This window comes from Kitasatospora sp. CMC57 (assembly GCF_045866025.2).
Lineage (GTDB): Bacteria > Actinomycetota > Actinomycetes > Streptomycetales > Streptomycetaceae > Kitasatospora.
In genome coordinates, this window is the sequence record NZ_AP035881.2 from 3,463,078 (window position 1) to 3,481,285 (window position 18,208).

Annotated in this window: 17 protein-coding genes and 1 tRNA gene; 8 read left to right on the forward strand and 10 right to left on the reverse strand. The window is 70.9% G+C overall.

Features of this window, described 5'->3' with window-relative positions; genetic code table 11:
- Nucleotides 1–88: 88 nt before the first annotated feature.
- Nucleotides 89–162, reverse strand: a tRNA-Gly gene (locus tag ACKUU6_RS15255).
- Nucleotides 163–356: 194 nt separating this feature from the next.
- Here ACKUU6_RS15255 and ACKUU6_RS15260 point away from each other — a divergent pair.
- Both ACKUU6_RS15260 and dcd read left to right on the forward strand, forming a co-directional pair.
- On the forward strand, nt 357–578 hold the full coding sequence (locus ACKUU6_RS15260) for a hypothetical protein (RefSeq protein ID WP_407989082.1): 222 nt from the start codon (nt 357–359) through the stop codon (nt 576–578).
- Between the two features lie 124 nt (nt 579–702).
- Nucleotides 703–1,278 carry a dCTP deaminase gene (gene dcd / locus ACKUU6_RS15265; protein ID WP_184916025.1) on the forward strand — a complete coding sequence of 192 codons (576 nt, stop codon included), beginning with the start codon at nt 703–705 and terminating at the stop codon, nt 1,276–1,278.
- A 52-nt stretch (nt 1,279–1,330) separates the two neighbouring features.
- Here the strand turns inward: dcd and ACKUU6_RS15270 are convergent, their stop codons facing one another.
- The 4 genes from ACKUU6_RS15270 to ACKUU6_RS15285 form a co-directional block, all read right to left on the reverse strand.
- Entirely contained in the window at nt 1,331–2,221 is an 891-nt protein-coding gene (locus ACKUU6_RS15270; RefSeq protein WP_407989083.1) for a metal-dependent hydrolase, read from the reverse strand.
- A gap of 26 nt (nt 2,222–2,247) precedes the next feature.
- The gene (locus ACKUU6_RS15275; RefSeq protein WP_407989084.1) at nt 2,248–3,138 is read right to left on the reverse strand and encodes a Yip1 family protein; all 891 of its coding nucleotides are present in this window, start codon (nt 3,136–3,138) and stop codon (nt 2,248–2,250) included.
- Nucleotides 3,139–3,244: 106 nt separating this feature from the next.
- Nucleotides 3,245–4,390: a sugar phosphate nucleotidyltransferase gene (locus ACKUU6_RS15280; protein ID WP_407989086.1), complete on the reverse strand. Its 1,146-nt coding sequence runs from the start codon at nt 4,388–4,390 to the stop codon at nt 3,245–3,247.
- A 230-nt stretch (nt 4,391–4,620) separates the two neighbouring features.
- The gene (locus tag ACKUU6_RS15285; RefSeq protein WP_407989087.1) at nt 4,621–6,831 is read right to left on the reverse strand and encodes a (Fe-S)-binding protein; all 2,211 of its coding nucleotides are present in this window, start codon (nt 6,829–6,831) and stop codon (nt 4,621–4,623) included.
- A gap of 282 nt (nt 6,832–7,113) precedes the next feature.
- Here ACKUU6_RS15285 and dnaK point away from each other — a divergent pair, with 282 nt between their 5' ends.
- The 5 genes from dnaK to ACKUU6_RS15310 all read left to right on the forward strand — a co-directional run bounded on the left by dnaK (nt 7,114) and on the right by ACKUU6_RS15310 (nt 12,537).
- Entirely contained in the window at nt 7,114–8,955 is a 1,842-nt protein-coding gene (gene dnaK / locus ACKUU6_RS15290; RefSeq protein ID WP_407989088.1) for a molecular chaperone DnaK, read from the forward strand.
- Nucleotides 8,952–9,557 carry a nucleotide exchange factor GrpE gene (grpE, locus tag ACKUU6_RS15295; protein ID WP_407989089.1) on the forward strand — a complete coding sequence of 202 codons (606 nt, stop codon included), beginning with the start codon at nt 8,952–8,954 and terminating at the stop codon, nt 9,555–9,557. The genes dnaK and grpE overlap by 4 nt, the downstream gene beginning before the upstream one ends.
- 105 nt (nt 9,558–9,662) lie before the next feature.
- Nucleotides 9,663–10,802, forward strand: a complete 1,140-nt coding sequence (gene dnaJ / locus ACKUU6_RS15300; RefSeq protein WP_407989090.1) for a molecular chaperone DnaJ — start codon at nt 9,663–9,665, stop codon at nt 10,800–10,802.
- A 7-nt stretch (nt 10,803–10,809) separates the two neighbouring features.
- Complete coding sequence (locus tag ACKUU6_RS15305; RefSeq protein ID WP_407989092.1) at nt 10,810–11,319, forward strand: heat shock protein transcriptional repressor HspR; 510 nt, start codon at nt 10,810–10,812, stop codon at nt 11,317–11,319.
- 201 nt (nt 11,320–11,520) lie between these two features.
- Complete coding sequence (locus tag ACKUU6_RS15310) at nt 11,521–12,537, forward strand: TrmB family transcriptional regulator (protein WP_407989093.1); 1,017 nt, start codon at nt 11,521–11,523, stop codon at nt 12,535–12,537.
- A 52-nt stretch (nt 12,538–12,589) separates the two neighbouring features.
- Here the strand turns inward: ACKUU6_RS15310 and ACKUU6_RS15315 are convergent, their stop codons facing one another.
- Entirely contained in the window at nt 12,590–12,787 is a 198-nt protein-coding gene (locus ACKUU6_RS15315) for a hypothetical protein (RefSeq protein ID WP_407989094.1), read from the reverse strand.
- Nucleotides 12,788–13,145: 358 nt separating this feature from the next.
- Between ACKUU6_RS15315 and ACKUU6_RS15320 the strand changes: the two genes are divergently transcribed.
- On the forward strand, nt 13,146–13,769 hold the full coding sequence (locus ACKUU6_RS15320; protein ID WP_407989095.1) for a hypothetical protein: 624 nt from the start codon (nt 13,146–13,148) through the stop codon (nt 13,767–13,769).
- 16 nt (nt 13,770–13,785) lie between these two features.
- Here the strand turns inward: ACKUU6_RS15320 and ACKUU6_RS15325 are convergent, their stop codons facing one another.
- The 4 genes from ACKUU6_RS15325 to ACKUU6_RS15340 form a co-directional block, all read right to left on the reverse strand.
- Nucleotides 13,786–14,739: a LuxR C-terminal-related transcriptional regulator gene (locus tag ACKUU6_RS15325; protein WP_407989097.1), complete on the reverse strand. Its 954-nt coding sequence runs from the start codon at nt 14,737–14,739 to the stop codon at nt 13,786–13,788.
- Complete coding sequence (locus ACKUU6_RS15330) at nt 14,732–15,691, reverse strand: LuxR C-terminal-related transcriptional regulator (RefSeq protein ID WP_407989098.1); 960 nt, start codon at nt 15,689–15,691, stop codon at nt 14,732–14,734. Before ACKUU6_RS15330 ends, ACKUU6_RS15325 begins: the two co-directional genes overlap by 8 nt.
- Nucleotides 15,684–16,646, reverse strand: a complete 963-nt coding sequence (locus ACKUU6_RS15335; RefSeq protein ID WP_407989099.1) for a LuxR family transcriptional regulator — start codon at nt 16,644–16,646, stop codon at nt 15,684–15,686. The genes ACKUU6_RS15330 and ACKUU6_RS15335 overlap by 8 nt, the downstream gene beginning before the upstream one ends.
- 401 nt (nt 16,647–17,047) lie before the next feature.
- On the reverse strand, nt 17,048–18,151 hold the full coding sequence (locus ACKUU6_RS15340; RefSeq protein WP_407989100.1) for a TDT family transporter: 1,104 nt from the start codon (nt 18,149–18,151) through the stop codon (nt 17,048–17,050).
- Nucleotides 18,152–18,208 lie beyond the last annotated feature (57 nt).

Sequence of the window (18,208 nt, forward strand, 5' to 3'; positions counted from 1 at the left end):
GCGTCCATCTGGCACGGATCTGGCACGCCCATCCCAGATTGGTCCAGACAACAAACAAGCCGCAGGCCTGTGGCCTGCGGCTTTGCGCTGGAGCGGGCGACGAGAATCGAACTCGCGCTATAAGCTTGGGAAGCTCATGTTCTACCATTAAACTACGCCCGCACTGACGAGCCGTCAGTGACTGCTCGATCGTCCAACACTCTACCCCATCCGCTGACCCACCTCGGTCGGCCTGGTGAGGGGCGGCGAGTTGGCGCGCTTGGTGTCCGGTAGATCCCCTAATGTGACGCTGGCTCGGGGTGTTTGTGGGTCCCCCGGGGCGTGGTGGCGTCGTCAGGTTTGGGAAGGGGATCGCGATGGAGCAGCGTACTGTCGTCCGCTGTGCCGACGGGCACGTGTTCAGTACTTCGACGTTTCCGATGCAGACTCTCGGGGCGGGGCGGCTGGGGCCGGGGCGGTTGATCCGGTGTCCGCAGTGCGGGCGGTTGCGGAGTTCGGTGCCGGCGGACATGAGTGAGTTGTCGGGAGTCCAGTTGGCGCGGGCGCTGCGACTGGAGGCGGCGGAGTTCCTCGCCTGAGCCGGTTCCCGGACTGAGCCGGTTCCTCGCCTGAGACAGTTCCTGGCCTGAGCAGGAAACGCACATCGACCACGCCCTGGGCGGGATTCGTCCAGGGCATGGTCATGCACGTACCCTCGGGGACGTGCTGCTCTCTGACAAGGACATCCGTACCGAGATCGACAAGGGCCGGGTCGTGATCGACCCGTTCGACCCTGCGATGGTTCAGCCGTCGAGCATCGACGTCCGGCTGGACCGCTTCTTCCGGGTGTTCGAGAACCACCGTTACCCGTTCATCGACCCTTCGCAGGAGCAGTCCGACCTGACCCGGCTGGTCGAGCCGGACGGGGACGAGGCGTTCATCCTGCACCCGGGCGAGTTCGTGCTGGCGTCGACCTACGAGACGGTCACGCTGCCGGACGACATCGCCTCGCGGTTGGAGGGCAAGTCGAGCCTGGGCCGGCTCGGGCTGCTGACGCACTCGACTGCGGGCTTCATCGACCCCGGTTTCAGCGGGCACGTGACGCTGGAGCTGTCGAACGTGGCGACGCTGCCGATCAAGCTGTACCCGGGGATGAAGATCGGGCAGCTCTGCCTGTTCCGGCTCTCCTCCCCCGCCGAGTTCCCGTACGGCTCGGAGCGGTACGGCTCGCGGTACATGGGCCAGCGCGGCCCGACCGCCTCCCGCTCGCACCTGAACTTCCACCGCTCGGACGTGTAGCAGGCGAAGCGGAAGAAGGGGCCGGTCCACTGGACCGGCCCCTTCCGTGCGTTCAGGCCCGCTTGGGGCGGGTCACCGCGACGAGTTCGCTGCCGTCCTCGGACAGGGTCAACTCCGTACGGAGCTCCGCCAGTTCGCCGAGGTGATGCAGGTGGGTGCCGCCGCAGGCGATGGCGGCGGAGCCGACCGGGAGCTCGCAGTGCCACTGGCGGCGGGCGGTGAGTTCGGGGCCCGGCACCTCGATCCGGACCGGGGCGTCGGCGGCGACCCAGGCGGCGAGCTGGGCGTTGACCGCCTCGGTGACGGCGGGGAGGGCGTCGGCCAGGGCCGGGAACTCCTCGGTGGCCTCGGCGGTGAAGCCCTTCTTGCGGAGCGACTTGCCGAGCCGGTAGGTGTCGGTGCTGGCCTCGGTGTCCATCACCGAGGAGGCCATCGCCAGGCTGTCGAAGTCGGGGTTGCCGAAGGCATCGGAACGCCCCGGGTCCTTGCGCCAGCGCGGCGCGAGCGCGGCGTTGAGGGCGAGGGCCAGCAGGTGGCAGCCGCTGTGCGCGGCGGAGAGCAGCGCCCGCCGCTCGGCGTCGACGGAGAGCTGGGCGACCTGGCCCGTGACCACGCCCGGGTCGGCCGCGAGCACGTGCAGCACCAGCCAGGACCACTCCTCGTCGCCGCGCCGGACCGGGATGTCGGCGCCGACCAGGAACTCCCCGGCCGGCCCGTGCGCGCCGGTCAGGCAGTCCACCACGGGGTACGCGGTGCCGCTGACGGTGAGGGTGCCGAGGTCGGCGGGCTGGTCGGGCCAGGTGTGGTCGAGCGGGTGGAACGGGGTCGCCTCGGTGACCACCGCGTACCGGCCGTCGGCGAGCGCGTGGACGGCGAGCACGGGGCTCTCGCCGGTCACCGCCCCGGCGGGGAAGCTGACGTGAGTGGTGGGGAGGGTGGTCATGCGGGAGCTCCGTACGAAGAGATGGTTCAGCCGAGCGTGGGGAGCTTGATCAGCACCAGCAGGGCGAGCAGTTGCAGGGCGGCGGCGCCGGCGGCCTTGCCCCAGGGCAGGTCGTGCACCCGGCGCACCATGGTGGTCAGCAGCGCGGCGCAGACCAGCCAGGTGGCCCAGCCGAGCACCTGGACCACCAGGTTGTCGGTGGGCAGGAAGAGGGCCAGCAGCAGCCGGGGCACGTCGCTGGTCCAGCCGATGATGACGGCCAGGCCGACGGTGGACTGCCAGGGGCCGTCGCCGCCGAGCTGCCGGGCCAGGCCGTAGGTGACCGCTCCGAGCATCACCCCGGCCAGCGTGAAGCCGACCGCCGCACCGGCGATCGCGGTCAGCGCGACGGTGAAGGTGGAGTTGACCACCTCGTCCCTGGTCAGGCCGATGCCGAGCACCGCGAGCACGCCGTAGGCCAGCGAGACGGTGAGGGCGGGCAGCCAGACCTGGTGGTCGCGCATCCGGTCGAAGGTGGCGGACGGTGCCCGGTAGATACCGGTCAGCAGGGCCTTCCAGGGCAGCCTGGGGCCGCTCTGGTGCGGCGCACCGCCGGCCCGGTACACCGCGACGTTGTCCTGGCCGCCGGGGTGGTCCGGGGCGGCGCCGGGGTAGTCCGGCGCGGCGGCGTAGTACTGCTCGTCCTCGACCGTGAAGGCCCGGGTGTGGCCGGGCTGGTCCGGGTCGTAGGCGCCGGGAGCCGCCGGTGCCCCGAACGGCCCGGGGTCGTAGCCCGGATGGGGTGCGGTGAAGTACTCCGGCTCCCCCACCGGGCCAGCCCCGGGGTACTGCTGCGCGTTCTGCCCACCGGGCGCCGCTGCCCACCCCCGTCGGGGGTCGGCGGCGCCCTCACCGTTGTCGTATCCGTTGCCAGCCACGAGTCGAAGGTACCCGTTCGAGCTGACCGGCCGTCGGTTGATCATGGCTTCGGCGCGGGATTGCAGCAGTGCTGTGACCACGTCACTGCCGGGCCGGGTGGAGCCGTCAGCGCGCGGCGACCGAGCGGGCGTGCACGACGGCCGCCGCGGTCTCCCCGGCGGGGCAGCCACCCGGCCCCGCGGTGGTACGGACGGCACCGACCGGGAGCAGCACGCCGCAGGCGATCCGGATGCCGGCCGGCAGTTCGTTGTCGGACTCGACGGTGGCACCGTCACCGATCACGGCGCCGTCCAGCGAGCTGCGCGCCCCCACGGTGGCGTACGCGCCGACGATGGAGTCCTTCACGAACGCGTCCGGGCCGATCACGGCGCCGGGCAGGATCACGCTGCCCTCGACGATCGCGCCGGCCTCGACCACCGCGTCCTCGGAGACCACGGTGCCGGAGCTGAGCACGGCGGCCGGATCCACCTCGGCACCCGGCAGCAGCAGCGCCTCGCCGGTCGGGCCCGGCACCGCCGGGGAGTCGACCAGGCCGAGCACCAGGTCGGCCGAACCGCGCACGAAGGCGCCGGGGGTGCCCAGGTCGAGCCAGTACGAGGTGTCCACCACGCCACGGACCAGCGCGCCGGTCTCCAGCAGCTCGGGGAAGGTCTCGCGCTCGACCGAGACCTCCCGGCCGGCCGGGATGCGGTCGATCACCGAGCGGGTGAAGACGTAGCAGCCGGCGTTGATCTGGTCGGTGACGATCTGCTCGGGCGTCTCCGGCTTCTCCAGGAACTCCAGCACCCGCCCGTGCGCGTCGGTCGGCACCAGGCCGAAGGCGCGCGGGTCCTCGACCCGGGTCAGGTGCAGCGTGACGTCGGCCCCGGCGGCCACGTGGCCGTCCCGGAGCGAGGCGATGTCCAGGCCGGAGAGGATGTCGCCGTTGAAGACCAGCACCGGCTCGTCGGGGCCGCAGGTGAGCCCGGAGGCGGCGTTGCGGATCGCGCCGCCGGTGCCGAGCGGCACCTCCTCGGTCAGGTAGACCAGTTCGATGCCGTACGGGCTGCCGTCCTGGAAGTGGTCCTCGAAGATCTCGGCCAGGTACGAGGTGGCCAGCACCACCCGGGTCACCCCGGCCGCGGCGGCCCTGGCGAGCTGGTGCGCGATGAACGGGACCCCCGCCACCGGCAGCATCGGCTTGGGGGTGTGGGTGGTCAACGGGCGCAGCCTCGTGCCCTTACCACCGACCAGCATGATCGCCTCGGTCACGGTCCGCGCCTCTCCCCTTGCCCCGTAGCCGTCACCGGCTGTTCCGGGGCGACCTACCTGTCCTGTACGGGGACCCGTACGACACGGGTCCCGCGCCCCACTGTATTTCCTTCCAAAGCCGCCCCGTTCCGGCGGGGTTGCGACACGTACCGACGCACCGCTCAGTTGCCTGAACGGCACCGGCCCCGGCTGCCCCACCGAGGGGCGCCGGGGCCGGTGCTGACGTGCGGTCAGGCCTCGACCGGCTCCGGTTCGGCCGGCAGGGCCTTCACCGAGTCCAGCAGCAGCTGGGCCACGTCGACCACCTTGAGGTGTTGCTTGGCGGCGCCGTCGTTCTTCTTGCCGTTCACCGAGTCGGAGAGCATGACCAGGCAGAACGGGCAGGCGGTGGAGACGATGTCGGGGTTGAGCGACAGCGCCTCGTCCACCCGCTCGGTGTTGATCCGCTTGCCGATCCGCTCCTCCATCCACATCCGCGCACCACCGGCGCCGCAGCAGAAGCCGCGCTCCTTGTGCCGGTGCATCTCCTGCTGGCGCAGACCGGGGACCTTGTCCATGATCTCGCGCGGCGGGCTGTAGACCTTGTTGTGACGGCCCAGGTAGCAGGGGTCGTGGTAGGTGATCAGACCCTCGACCGGGTTGACCGGGAGGAGCCTGCCCTCGTCGATCAGGTGCTGCAGCAGCTGGGTGTGGTGGATCACCTCGAAGTGCCCGCCGAGCTGCGGGTACTCGTTGGCGATGGTGTTGAAGCAGTGCGGGCAGGTGGCCACGATCCGCTTGGTCGGGGCGTCCTCCAGCGCGGCGTTCAGGGTCTCGACGTTCTGCGCGCCGAGCATCTGGAACAGGAACTCGTTGCCCAGGCGGCGCGGGGAGTCGCCGGAACAGGTCTCCTCCTTGCCGAGGATGGCGAACTTCACGCCCGCGGTGTGCAGCAGCTCGGCGAAGGCCTTGGTGGTCTTCTTCGCCCGGTCCTCCAGGGCGCCGGCGCAGCCGACCCAGTAGAGGTACTCGACCTCGGCCGGGTCGATGTCCTCACCGATCACCGGCACCTCGATGCCGGTCTCCTTCTTGAGCTCCTTGACCCAGTCGAGCCTGGCCTTGGTGGCCATGCCCCACGGGTTGCCCTTGTTCTCCAGGTTCTTGAGCATCGTCCCGGCCTCGGTCGGGAAGGAGCTCTCGATCATCACCTGGTACCGGCGCATGTCGACGATGTGGTCGATGTGCTCGATGTCCACCGGGCACTGCTCGACGCAGGCGCCGCAGGTGGTGCACGACCACAGCACGTCCGGGTCGATGACGCCGTTCTCCTCGGCGGTGCCGATCAGCGGGCGCTCGGCCTCGGCGAGTGCGGCGGCCGGCACGTTCGCCAGCTGCTCGGGGGTGCCGGTCTCGTTGCCCTCGGCGTCCTTGCCGCCCCCGGCCAGCAGGTACGGCGCCTTGGCGAAGGCGTGCTCCCTGAGGCTCATGATCAGCAGCTTCGGGGAGAGCGGCTTGCCGGTGTTCCAGGCCGGGCACTGCGACTGGCAGCGGCCGCACTCGGTGCAGGTGGAGAAGTCGAGGATGCCCTTCCAGGCGAAGTGCTCGACCTGGGAGACGCCGAAGACGGCATCGTCGGCCGGGTCCTCGAAGTCGATCGGCTGCCCGCCGCTGGTCATCGGGCGGAGTGCGCCGAGCGCGACGCCGCCGTCCTCCTCGCGCTTGAAGTAGATGTTGAAGAACGCCAGGAAGCGGTGCCAGGCCACACCCATCGAGGGGTTGATGCCGATGGTGGTCGCCCACGCGAACGAGATGCAGATCTTCAGCATCGCGAACAGGTAGATCAGGTTCTCCAGGGTGCCGCGCGACAGGCCCTTGAAGGCCAGCACCAGCGGGTAGGAGACGAGGTACGCCGCCTCGTAGTGGTCGGCGCCCGCGAGGGCGCCCTCCAGGCCGCGCAGGATCATGATGCAGAGGCCGATGCCGAGGATCGTGTACTCGACGTAGAAGGCCTGCCAGGCGATCGACCCGGCGAACCGCGACTTCCGCCCGGCCCGGCCCGGCAGGCTGAGCAGCCGGATCACCATCAGGGTGGCGATGCCCAGCGTGGTCAGCGTGCCGACCAGCTCGGTGAAGATCTCGAACGGCAGCCAGTGGCCGATCACCGGAATGACCCACTCGGCGTCGAAGAGCTGGCCGAAAGCGGTCACCAGGGTGGAGACCAGGGTGAAGAAGCCGACCGCGACGAACCAGTGCGCGACGCCGACGACGCCCCACTTGTTCATCCTGGTGTGGCCGAGGAACTCGGCGGCGACCGTCTTCGTCCTCTGCACGGGGTTGGCACTACGGGTGGAGTCCGGCGCACCGGTCTTCACCACCCGGTAGATGTACGCGGCCGCGCGGGCGGCGAGCGCGGTGCCGATCACAGTGGTGACCAGCGAGATGACGATCGCTGCTAGCTGCATCGGCTCTCCGTCTCCAGCGGCTGGGTGTAGCGGGCTCCCTTGAGTGTACTCATCAGTAACTTTCAGGGGTGACGCGCCGGAGACTACCGCGCGCCAACACCCGTTCAGAAGACGCTCAAGGTATGGCGGCAGTCACTAAGGACAGACTCACCCTTACGGCGCAGTCCTGCCGACGCGTGCGCAGCAAAGTTGAGCGCCCCTGGCTCAGGGCTGTTGACGCACACGATCGGGTCGTGCATCCTTGAGCCTGTAAAGCTCAACTTCTTCATGGAGGTACCAACGATGGCACGCGCGGTCGGCATCGACCTCGGCACGACGAACTCGGTCGTCAGCGTTCTCGAAGGCGGTGAGCCCACCGTCATCACCAACGCCGAGGGCGCCCGGACCACGCCGTCCGTCGTCGCCTTCGCCAAGAACGGCGAGATCCTGGTCGGCGAGGTCGCCAAGCGCCAGGCGGTCACCAACGTGGACCGCACCATCCGCTCGGTCAAGCGCCACATGGGCACCGGGTGGAAGATCAACCTGGACGGCAAGGACTTCAACCCCCAGCAGATCAGCGCCTTCATCCTGCAGAAGCTGAAGCGCGACGCCGAGGCGTACCTGGGCGAGACGGTGACCGACGCGGTCATCACCGTCCCGGCGTACTTCTCCGACTCCGAGCGCCAGGCGACCAAGGAGGCCGGTGAGATCGCGGGCCTCAACGTCCTGCGCATCGTCAACGAGCCGACCGCCGCCGCGCTGGCCTACGGCCTCGACAAGGACGACCAGACCATCCTGGTCTTCGACCTCGGCGGCGGCACCTTCGACGTCTCGCTGCTGGAGATCGGCGACGGGGTCGTCGAGGTGAAGGCCACCAACGGTGACAACCACCTCGGTGGTGACGACTGGGACCAGAAGGTCGTCGACCACCTGGTCAAGGTCTTCCAGTCCGGTCACGGCGTGGACCTCTCCAAGGACAAGATGGCGCTCCAGCGCCTGCGCGAGGCCGCCGAGAAGGCGAAGATCGAGCTGTCCTCGTCCTCCGAGACCTCGATCAACCTGCCCTACATCACCGCGTCGGCCGAGGGCCCGCTGCACCTGGACGAGAAGCTCACCCGGGCGCAGTTCCAGCAGCTGACCGCCGACCTGCTGGAGCGCTGCAAGACCCCGTTCCACAACGTCATCAAGGACGCCGGCATCGCGCTGTCCGAGATCGACCACGTGGTCCTGGTCGGTGGCTCCACCCGGATGCCCGCCGTCGCGGAGCTCGTCAAGGAGCTGACCGGCGGTCAGGACGCCAACAAGGGCGTCAACCCGGACGAGGTCGTCGCCATCGGCGCCGCGCTGCAGGCCGGTGTCCTGAAGGGCGAGGTCAAGGACGTCCTGCTGCTCGACGTCACCCCGCTGTCCCTGGGCATCGAGACCAAGGGCGGCATCATGACCAAGCTGATCGAGCGCAACACCACGATCCCGACCAAGCGCTCCGAGATCTTCACCACGGCCGAGGACAACCAGCCGTCCGTGCAGATCCAGGTCTACCAGGGCGAGCGCGAGATCGCGGCGTACAACAAGAAGCTCGGCATGTTCGAGCTGACCGGCCTGCCGCCGGCCCCGCGTGGCCTGCCCCAGATCGAGGTCACCTTCGACATCGACGCCAACGGCATCATGCACGTCGGTGCCAAGGACCTGGGCACCGGCAAGGAGCAGCGGATGACCGTCACCGGCGGCTCCGCGCTGCCGAAGGACGACATCGAGCGGATGATGCGCGAGGCCGAGCAGTACGCGGAGGAGGACCACAAGCGCCGCGAGGCCGTGGAGACCCGCAACCAGGGCGAGCAGCTGGTCTACTCGACCGAGAAGTTCATCGCGGACAACACCGAGAAGCTCCCCGAGGACGTCAGGACCGAGGTCGAGACCGCGATCGGCGAGCTCAAGGAGGCCCTGAAGGGCGAGGACATCGCGGCCATCCGCGAGGCCACCGAGAAGGTGTCCACCACCGCCCAGAAGCTCGGCGCCGCGCTGTACGCGCAGAACGACGCCGCGGGTGCCGCCCCGGCCGGTGACGCCGCCGGTGCCGCCAAGGACGACGACGTGGTCGACGCCGAGATCGTCGACGACGAGAAGCCCAAGGGTGGTGCGGCATGACGGAGAAGCCGCAGGGCGGCGAGCCCGGCGACGACTCCGCCGCCGAGGAAGCCGTGCTGAAGGCCGCCGAGGAGGCCGTCGCGGGTGCGGGTGCCGACGAACTCTCCGCTGCCAAGCGGGAGTTGGCCGAGCGCACCGGTGACCTCCAGCGTCTCCAGGCCGAGTACCAGAACTACCGCAAGCGGGTCGAGCGGGATCGTCTGACGGTTCGTGAGATCGCGGTCTCCAACATCCTGGAGGCCCTGATCCCGGTGCTGGACGACATCGGCCGGGCCCGCGAGCACGGCGAGGTCACCGGTGGCTTCAAGTCGGTCTCCGACAACCTGGAGACCGTGGTCGCCAAGCTGGGCCTTCAGCAGTTCGGCAAGGAGGGCGAGCCCTTCGACCCGACGCTGCACGAGGCGCTGATGCACAGCTACTCCTCGGACGTCACCGAGGACACCTGCGTGCAGATCCTCCAGCCGGGTTACCGGATCGGTGAGCGGATCATCCGTCCGGCCATGGTCGCCGTCGCGGAGCCCCAGCCGGGGACCCAGAGCACTGCCGCGCCGGATGCCGACTCGTCGGACTCCGACAAGGCCGACGGTGCCCCGGAGAGCTGACCGAACGAGCGCTGCGGAGCCGTCCGTCGTCCTGGACGGCGGACGGCTCCGCAGCGCCGTCTCCGTACGAGCAACAGCGAACGACGCCGGGAGGTGGCAGCAGCCATGAGCGCGAAGGACTACGTGGAGAAGGACTACTACAAAGTCCTCGGTGTGCCCAAGGACGCCACCACCGCCGAGATCAAGAAGACCTACCGGAAGCTCGCCCGCGAGTTCCACCCCGACGCCAACAAGGGTGACGTCAAGGCGGAGGACCGGTTCAAGGACATCTCCGAGGCGTACGACGTCCTGTCGGACGACAAGCGCCGCAAGGAGTACGACGAGGCCCGCACGCTGTTCGGCAACGGCGGCTACCGGGCCGGCGGCCCGCAGGGCGGCAGCTTCGACTTCGGCGACCTGTTCGGCAACAGCCCGCAGGGCGGTGGCGGGGTCGGCGACATCTTCGGCGGCCTGTTCAACCGGGGCGGGCGGCAGCCGCAGCCGCGCCGGGGCGCCGACGTCGAGACCGAGGTGACGCTCGCCTTCGAGGAGGCGGTGGACGGTGCCACCGTCCCGCTCCGGATGACCAGCCAGGCCCCCTGCCGGGTCTGCGCGGGCACCGGGGCCAAGGCCGGCACCACCCCCCGGGTCTGTCCGACCTGCGTCGGGGCCGGCACGGTCAGCCGGGGCCAGGGCGCCTTCGCGCTGTCCGAGCCCTGCCGCGACTGCAAGGGCCGCGGCATGCTGGTCGACGACCCCTGCACGGTCTGCCACGGCAGCGGCCGGGCCTCCTCCGCCCGCACCATGCAGGTCCGGATCCCGGCCGGGGTGCAGGACGGGCAGCGGATCAGGCTCAAGGGCAAGGGCGCCCAGGGCGAGCGCGGCGGCCATCCCGGTGACCTCTACGTCACCGTGCACGTCGACGCCCACCCGGTGTTCGGCCGGAAGGCCGACAACCTGACCGTCACCGTGCCGATCACCTTCCCGGAAGCCGCGCTGGGCGGCACCATCGAGGTGCCGACGCTGAACGGACCACCGGTCAAGCTCAAGCTCCCGGCCGGGAGCGCCAACGGGCTGACCATGCGGGCCCGCGGCAAGGGCGCCACCCGCACCGACGGCACCCGCGGCGACCTGCTGGTCACCGTGGAGGTCGTGGTCCCCAAGCACCTCGAGGGCGAAGCCCTGGAGGCCCTGGAGCAGTACCGCGAGGCCACCGCCTCGGACGACCCGCGAGCCGCCCTCTTCAAGGCGGCAGAGGGAGCGTGATGACCCGATGACCCCCGACAACCCGATCGGCCCGGGTCCCGGCCTGGGCGAGGGCCTCCCCGGCGGCCCACGGCTGGGCCGCCCGCGCCAGGCCGCGACCCACTACGTCCTGACCGAGGACACCCCGGTCTACGTGATCTCGGTCGCCGCCGAGCTCTCCGGCCTGCACCCGCAGACGCTCCGCCAGTACGACCGGCTCGGCCTGGTCTGTCCCGACCGCACGGCGGGCCGCGGCCGCCGGTACTCCGCCCGCGACATCCAGCAGCTCCGCGAGGTCCAGCGGCTGTCCCAGGACGAGGGCATCAACCTGGCCGGCATCAAGCGGATCATCGAGCTGGAGAACCAGGTCCTCGCCCTGCAGTCCCGGATCGGCGAGCTCGCCGACTCCCTGGAGGGCGCCGCCTCGGCCCTCCAGCAGCGGGAGGCGGCGGTGCACGCCTCCTACCGGCGCGACCTGGTGCCGTACCAGCAGGTGCAGCAGTCCAGCGCGCTGGTGGTCTGGCGGCCGAAGCGCTGACGCCCGCCCGAAAACAAGCCGCCGGCTTTCCCGTCGTCAGGGGGGAGCCGGCGGCTTGCTGTTGGTGGGAGAGTTCGAAATCGCGGCGAGTTCCACAGCAGCGGCGAAAGGCGGGGCCGTCCGGGACATATGCCGCCTAAGATCCCGTCCAAGGGTTCCGGCCCTGACGCAGAATGCCTGAGCCGACCAAGGAGCCACAAGATGAGTGAGACGGCTGAACCCGGTATCACCTCAGGTGGACCGGGCATGCTGTCCCCGGAGGCGCGCGCACTCTACCGCTCGGTCCTGGACGCAGACGGGCGCCTCGCGGACGGCGACCGGGGGCCCGCCGACGGGGCTCCGCTGGACGAACTGCTCAGGATCGGGCTGCTGGTCCCCGACACCGACGAGCCGGGCGTTCTGGTGGCCGTCGATCCGCGACAGCTCTCCGAGGGCCTGACCGCGAGCTGGCAGCGGAAGGCGCTGGACCTGCTGATACGGGCCGCCGCCCTGCCGGGCGACCTGCACGACCTGGCAGAGGCTTACCACACCGCCCCCGAGCAGGAGGGCGGGACGATCGAGTACATCCGCGGCAAGGTGCTCATCAACCAGCGGGTCCAGCAGCTGGTGTCCGCCGCCGCGGAGGAGATCCTCGCCGCGCAGCCGGGCGGACCGCGCCCTTCGGAGGCGCTGGCCGGAATCATCGACCGGGATCTGGAAAGGCTCCGCCGGGGCGTTGTGCTCCGTACGATCTATCACCCCAGCACCCGGTATCACGCACCGACCAGGGACTACGTCGCGGCCATCACCCAGGCCGGCGGAATGGTGCGGACCCTGGACGAGCCGTACACCCGATTGATCATCATCGATCGGCGCACCGCGATCATCCCGGTGGCCGATGATCTGAACCTGGCCGCGTTCATTCACGACCAGGCCGTCATCAGTTACGTGCTGGAAGAGGTATTCGAGCGCAACTGGAGCCGAGGGCTGGACTTCGACGGTGCGCGCGCGGTTCCGCCGCAGGTGGTCTCCCGGATGCGGCAGACGATCATCGACCTACTGCTCGAAGGCGTGAATCACCGAGTGATCGCCCGCCGACTCGGAATCAGCGAGCGCACTCTTGCCCGGCATCTCGCCGAGATGCGGGAGGACTACCACGTGGAGTCGCTGTTCCAACTCGGCTTCGTGCTGGCCCGCTCGACGCACGGCGCGGCCGACGAGCCGACCGTGATCGACTGACCGGCTGCCGGCCGAGCCGGCCCGCCGCTTCCCGGTGGAAGCGGCAGCCGGATCAGTTCCAGATCGTGTCGTCAAGCAGCGAGGCCTTGGTCAGCGAGACGGTCGCGACCGGCGCGTCCGGGGACATGGCAGCCGCCCGCGAGGTGTTCCAGATGGTGTCCGCGGACGCCGTACCCGTCCCGGCCAACACCGCCACGCCAACTGCCAGCGGGACCAGAACGAAGCCAACAATTCGGCGTACAGAGGACATCAGGCTCTCCTTGTCGACGGAACTGCTCCAGCAGCACGTTCCACCAATTCGAACATCGCCCCACATAATGCCGGATAGTCCGCGAGCTGTCACCGGAGGGGTGGTGGCCAAGTGCGTCATCTCTCTGCCAGGCACAGAGATGCCACCGCGTGGCAGTGGACGACAGTCGGCCGTTCCGGCGACGATCAGTGCACCCTCAACCTCATCGGCGAGGGATGGCAGCGGGGGCGCCACAAACTGGCATGAACACGGTCATATTGTTCTGTCCTGAACGAATGCACAGCAGCATTCTCGATAACCACACACACTGCCCGCTGGGATTCGGCAGTCCCCGGTCAGCCTTTCTTGCGGAGTCGTCATGAGTGAGCCCTACCTGCGCAACCGCGCCGTTCCGACCCCCGAGGGTCGGCGCGCTCGGGTCTTCCTGGCCGCGCCGCTCATGCGGCTGACCGGGCCGGCCGACAGTGTGGTGACACTGGCCAGCCGGACCAGGCTGACCACCCTGCGCTCCACGCTGCTGAAGAGCGGCGCCGCCGTCTACAGCGCGCACCACAGCGACGCCTGGACGGTGGCCGGCCGCGCGCCGGAGCCGCGGGTGCCCTCCGACTTCCGGGCGCTGCAGACCGCGGACCTGGTCTTCGCCTACGTCGGTGCGCCGCTCTCCGCCGGCGTCGCGCTCGAGCTCGGCTGGGCCTCCTCGCTGCGCAAGCCGGTGGTGCTCCTGGTGGACGAGGCGATCACCCACAACCCGCTGATCGCCACCATCGAGCAGGTCGCTCCGGTGCTGCCGCTGGTCTTCGACGACACCTGGTCGCAGGACGCCCTGCGGCACACCGTGGAGACCGCGCTGGACTGGGCCGGCATGGCCCTCTCGCTCCGCGAGGGCTTCTGGACCGCACCGACCGAGGCCTTCCCGAACCCGCGCCAGGAGCCGCCGGTCTCCGGTTTCGGCTACTGGGCGCCCGGCGTCGCCACCGGCTGAGCGGATGGTGGGGCGGTCAGCCCGCCGGGACGTCCTCCGCCCCACGCATCTGCCAGCCGAGCTGGAACAGCGTCTCGGCGTCGTGGAGTTCGCGCAGCCGGGCGATGTGCCCGGCCACGGTGCGCTCGCTCAGGCCGAGCCGGCTGGCGATCATCCGCTGGGTCAGCCCCTGGGTGAGCATCCGGCCGACCTGCTCGTGCACCTGGTCGCCGACTGCCTGCCACGGCACTCGTTCGGCCCGCTCCCAGTCCCGCTCGAAGCCGCTGACCAGGAACGACACCACGGCCGGGTCCTCCACGATGGCGGCCCGCGTGTGGTCGGCGGACGCCGAGATGACGGCCGTCGTCCGGTCGTAGATCAGGATGCGGCTGAACGGCTCGTCCAGGACGCGTACCCGCGCACCCCACTCGCTCACCGTCGCCGCGTACTCCGCCGTCGGACCGTCCGCCCTGGCGGCCCCCTGGTACAGCACGTGCAGCACCCCGCCGCCCTGCACGAAGCGGCGGGTCCGGTCCATCCCCACCCTGACCTGGTCCATCGGCCTGGCCCCGCCGGGGTGCGCGGCCAGCAGTTCGTCCCTGCGGTCCACGTCGAGCTGGACGATCCTGGACCGAATCTGCTCCATGTCCGCGATGTGCAGCACCGTGCTGGTGCTCTCGATCCGGCGCGGCACCGCGTCGTAGGCGCGGGTCAACTCACCCAGCACGTCCGGCACTTCATCGGCCTGCCGGAGCGCTCGGACGCCCGCCGAACGGAGTTCGGCACCGCGCTGCTCGGCAACGGTGCGCGGGTTGACGGCGGTCAGCATGGCGTCCCGCGTGTGGTGAACCAGCAGGCCGAGTTCGAGCAGTCGCAGCACCGTCCCGGCGTCCTGGGCAGCGACGTCACGGAACAGGACCCGGCCGCCCTGGGCCAACACCTCGGCGTAGAGGGCGCGTTCGACCGCGCCGGGCAGCGGCAGGTCAGGCATCGCGGCCGCCGCGGAGCAGCCAGCCGAGCTGGAACAGCGTCTCGGCCTCGTGGAGTTCACGGAGCCGGGAGATGTGCCCGGCGACGGTGCGTTCGCTGAGGCCGAGCCGGGAGGCGATGGTGCGCTGGGTCAGGCCGGCCGCGAGCAGGCGGCCGATCTGCTCGTCCACCGGGCGTTCGTCCGCGCAGGCGTCGGCGTCGCTCCACCTGACGCGTTCGGCGCGGGCCCAGTCGCGCTCGAAGCCGCCGACCAGGAAGGCGACCACGGCCGGGTCCTCCACGAACGCGGCACTGCTGTGGTCGGCGGCGGCCGGGACCACCGCGACGGTCCGGTCGAAGATCATCGCACGTTTGAATGGCTCCCCCAACACCCTTACCCGCATGCCGAGTTCGCCGATAGCGATGGCGTAGCGCACGGTCGGCTGGTCGGTCCGGACGCAGGGTTCGTAGAGTGCCCGGACGGTACCGCCCCGGGCGGCGAAGGTGTGCGCCCTGGCCACCCCGCGGTCGAGCTGGGCGGGCGGCAGCGGGCCGCCGGGCTGGGCCAACAGAATCTCCTCCCGGGCGTCGGCCTCCAACTCCCGCATCCGCTGGACGATGTCGGCGGTCTCGTGCACGTGCCGGACCACGCTGGAGCGGACCGAGCGGCGCGGCGTGCTCTCGTACACCGCTGTCAACTCATCGAGCAGACTGGGGAGCTCCTCGGCCTCGACCAGCATTCTGGTGCCGGCCGAGCGCAGGTCGGCGCTGATCCGGGCGCCGACGGCGCGCGGGTTGACGGCGGTGTAGCCGAGGCCCCGCGCGCTGCTGACCAGCAGGCCGTTGGCGAGCAGCCCGGCCAGCGCGTCCTGGTCGGCCCCGGCCGCCGTCTCGAGCGTGATCCGGCCGCCTTGCGCGAGGACCTCCAGGTAGAGCGCGCGTTCTGCCTCCTCCGGCAGCCGTACCTCAGTCACGTCGCACTCCGCGCATCCGCCAGCCGAGTTGGAACAGGGTCTGCGCGCGATACTGCCCGCGCAGCCGGGCGATGTGTCCGGCCACCGTGCGCTCGCTCAGACCGAGCCGGGTGGCGACCGCGCGCTGGGTCAGGCCGCCCGCGAGCATCCGGCCGACCCGGTGAGCGGCGGCCTGGAGCGGCGACTCGTCGCCGAGGCGGGTCCAGTCGACGGTCTCGGCCCGGTTCCAGTCCCGCTGATGGACGGCGACCAGGAAGGCGACCGCCGAGGGGTCGGAGATGAAGGCGGCCCGGCCGGGGTCGTCAGGGGAGGCGGGCACGACGGCCACCGCGCGGTCGATGATCAGCATCCGCTGAAAGCACTCGTCCAGGATCCGCAGCTCCGAGCCCGGCCCGGAGAGCGCGACGGCGTACTCGACCGTGGCGGGCTCGGCCAACGCGCCGGGCTGGTAGAGGGTGCACAGCCGGATGCCGCGCCGGCGCAGGGCCAGGTCCTGCGGCCGGGCCGCCGCGAGGGCCTCCGGGTGCCGGGGGCCCGGGTGGGCGGCGAGCAGTTCGGTCCGGCACTCCGAGAGCAGTTCGGCGATCCGCTGCCGGATCTCGGGCCGGCCGTCGACGTAGCTGGGCGGGGTGGGCTCCAGGGCGCCGCGCGGGGTGGACTCGTACGCCCGGGTGAGTCCACTGAGTTCGCCGGGCAGTTCCTCCGCCCGGAGCAGCAGCCTGGTCGCGGTCGAGCGCAGCTCGGTGCAGAGCCGCTCGCCGACCGAACGCGGGCTGACGGCCAGGTAGCTCCGGTCGAGGGCATCGGGCTGCACCAGCCCGGAGCGGACCAGCTGGTCGAGGGCGGCACGGTCGCTGTCGGGCAGGGCGGCGAACGGCAGCCGGCCGCCACCGGACAGGATCGACAGGTAGAGCGCGCGGGCGGTCTCGTCGGGGAGTTCCTCGGTGGAGGCCACGTGCGGTGCACCTCCCTGCCGTCGCTCACCCATGGTCCGTCCCGCCCATGATCCCAGGGGTGACCCGACGCGTCCCCCGGAGCCCTGAGGCCCGGGGAACCCGTCGATCTCACGCCGGGTCGAGGCGCTTCCAGCGAGGCGGAGCAGCAACGCCTCGCCGGCTCCGGACCGGGGCCATCACCACACATGGCGGTCCGTCCGGCGCTCCACTTCGTCGCACCGGCACGCGGACGTGCCGGGACGCCCCCGTAGCGGAGCAAGTCGCCGTTCGCGGGCTGCGGTTGCCCGGACGACCTCGGCGTGGTTCCACCCTCACAGCGGGGCAGCCGGTGGACAAGGGGCGCCCGGCTGCAGGTTCCCGCAAGTGCAGGAACCTGCAGCCGGGCCCGGCGGACGGGCCGTCAGGCGGGGCTCACCCGGCCGAGCAGCCTGCCGTCCAGCAGACCGCTCACGGTCCGGGTCAGGGCGACCCCCCAGGCGGCGACCAGCAGCAGGTAGAGCGCGGCGGCCAGGCCGGTGAAGCCGTCGAAGCCGGTGTGCCTGGCCAGCCCGGCGGTGCCGGTGACCATGGTGCCGACCGGGAAGGTGAAGGCCCACCATGTCATCGCGAACGGCATCTCGGCCCGCAACGCCCGCAGGTTGGCGGTGACCGCGACGGCGAGCCAGAGCACCCCGAAGCCGGTCATGGCGACGCCGAACAGGACGGCGAACCCGAGGGCGGCCCCGGCCAGCGCGGGGGCCACCGACCTGGCGGCGTCGGCCAGCTGGTTGACGGCGGTGGTGGACTGGCCGAGCGGGCCGAGCACCAGGAACAGCGAGGGGGTCAGCACCAGCGCGGGCAGCTTGCTGTGCACCAGGCCGGCGAACACCACCGGCAGCACCAGCAGGGTGCCGAGCAGGCTGGCGCCGAACAGCGCGTAGCAGCCGTACAGCATGCTGCTCCCGAGGGCGGCGGGCAGGTGCGGGATCAGGGCGGGGCCGAGCGCGGAGGCGACCATCGGGGCGACCACCGGCAGCAGCCAGGTGGGGTTGGCCTTGAGGGCGGAGACCCGGTGCCGGGTGATCATCAGGTACGGGATGCCGGCGGCCACCAGCAGGGCGTACAGGGTGCCGACGGTCCACAGCACCAGGTCGATCGCGACCGCGGCCGGGGTGCCGATCAGCCGGGAGCCGAGCACCAGGGTGCCGTAGCCGACCGCGATCATGGCCATCGGCGGGCAGCCGTAGAAGACCGCGGTGGCGGGCTCGTCGAGCAGCTGCTCGCGGGCGGTGGCGCGGTGCCGGGTGAGGTGCACGGCACGGCCGGCCACCAGCGCCGCCAGCGCGAGGAGGGACAGTCCCCAGACCGCCTCGCCGAACCCGATCAGCCCGGGTACCCGGACCGGGAGGGCGGCGGCGCCGTTCGCCACGATCGCGGTGCCCATCACGGCGGCGTACCAGTTCGGGCCGAGCCGGCCCAGGTCGAGGCTGTAAGCGGCGGTACGGGTTGCGGTGAGGGTGGCCATGCCTCCACGGTGCCGCCCGGAACGATCATCCGGTAGCGCGGGCCGCCCTATGAGCAC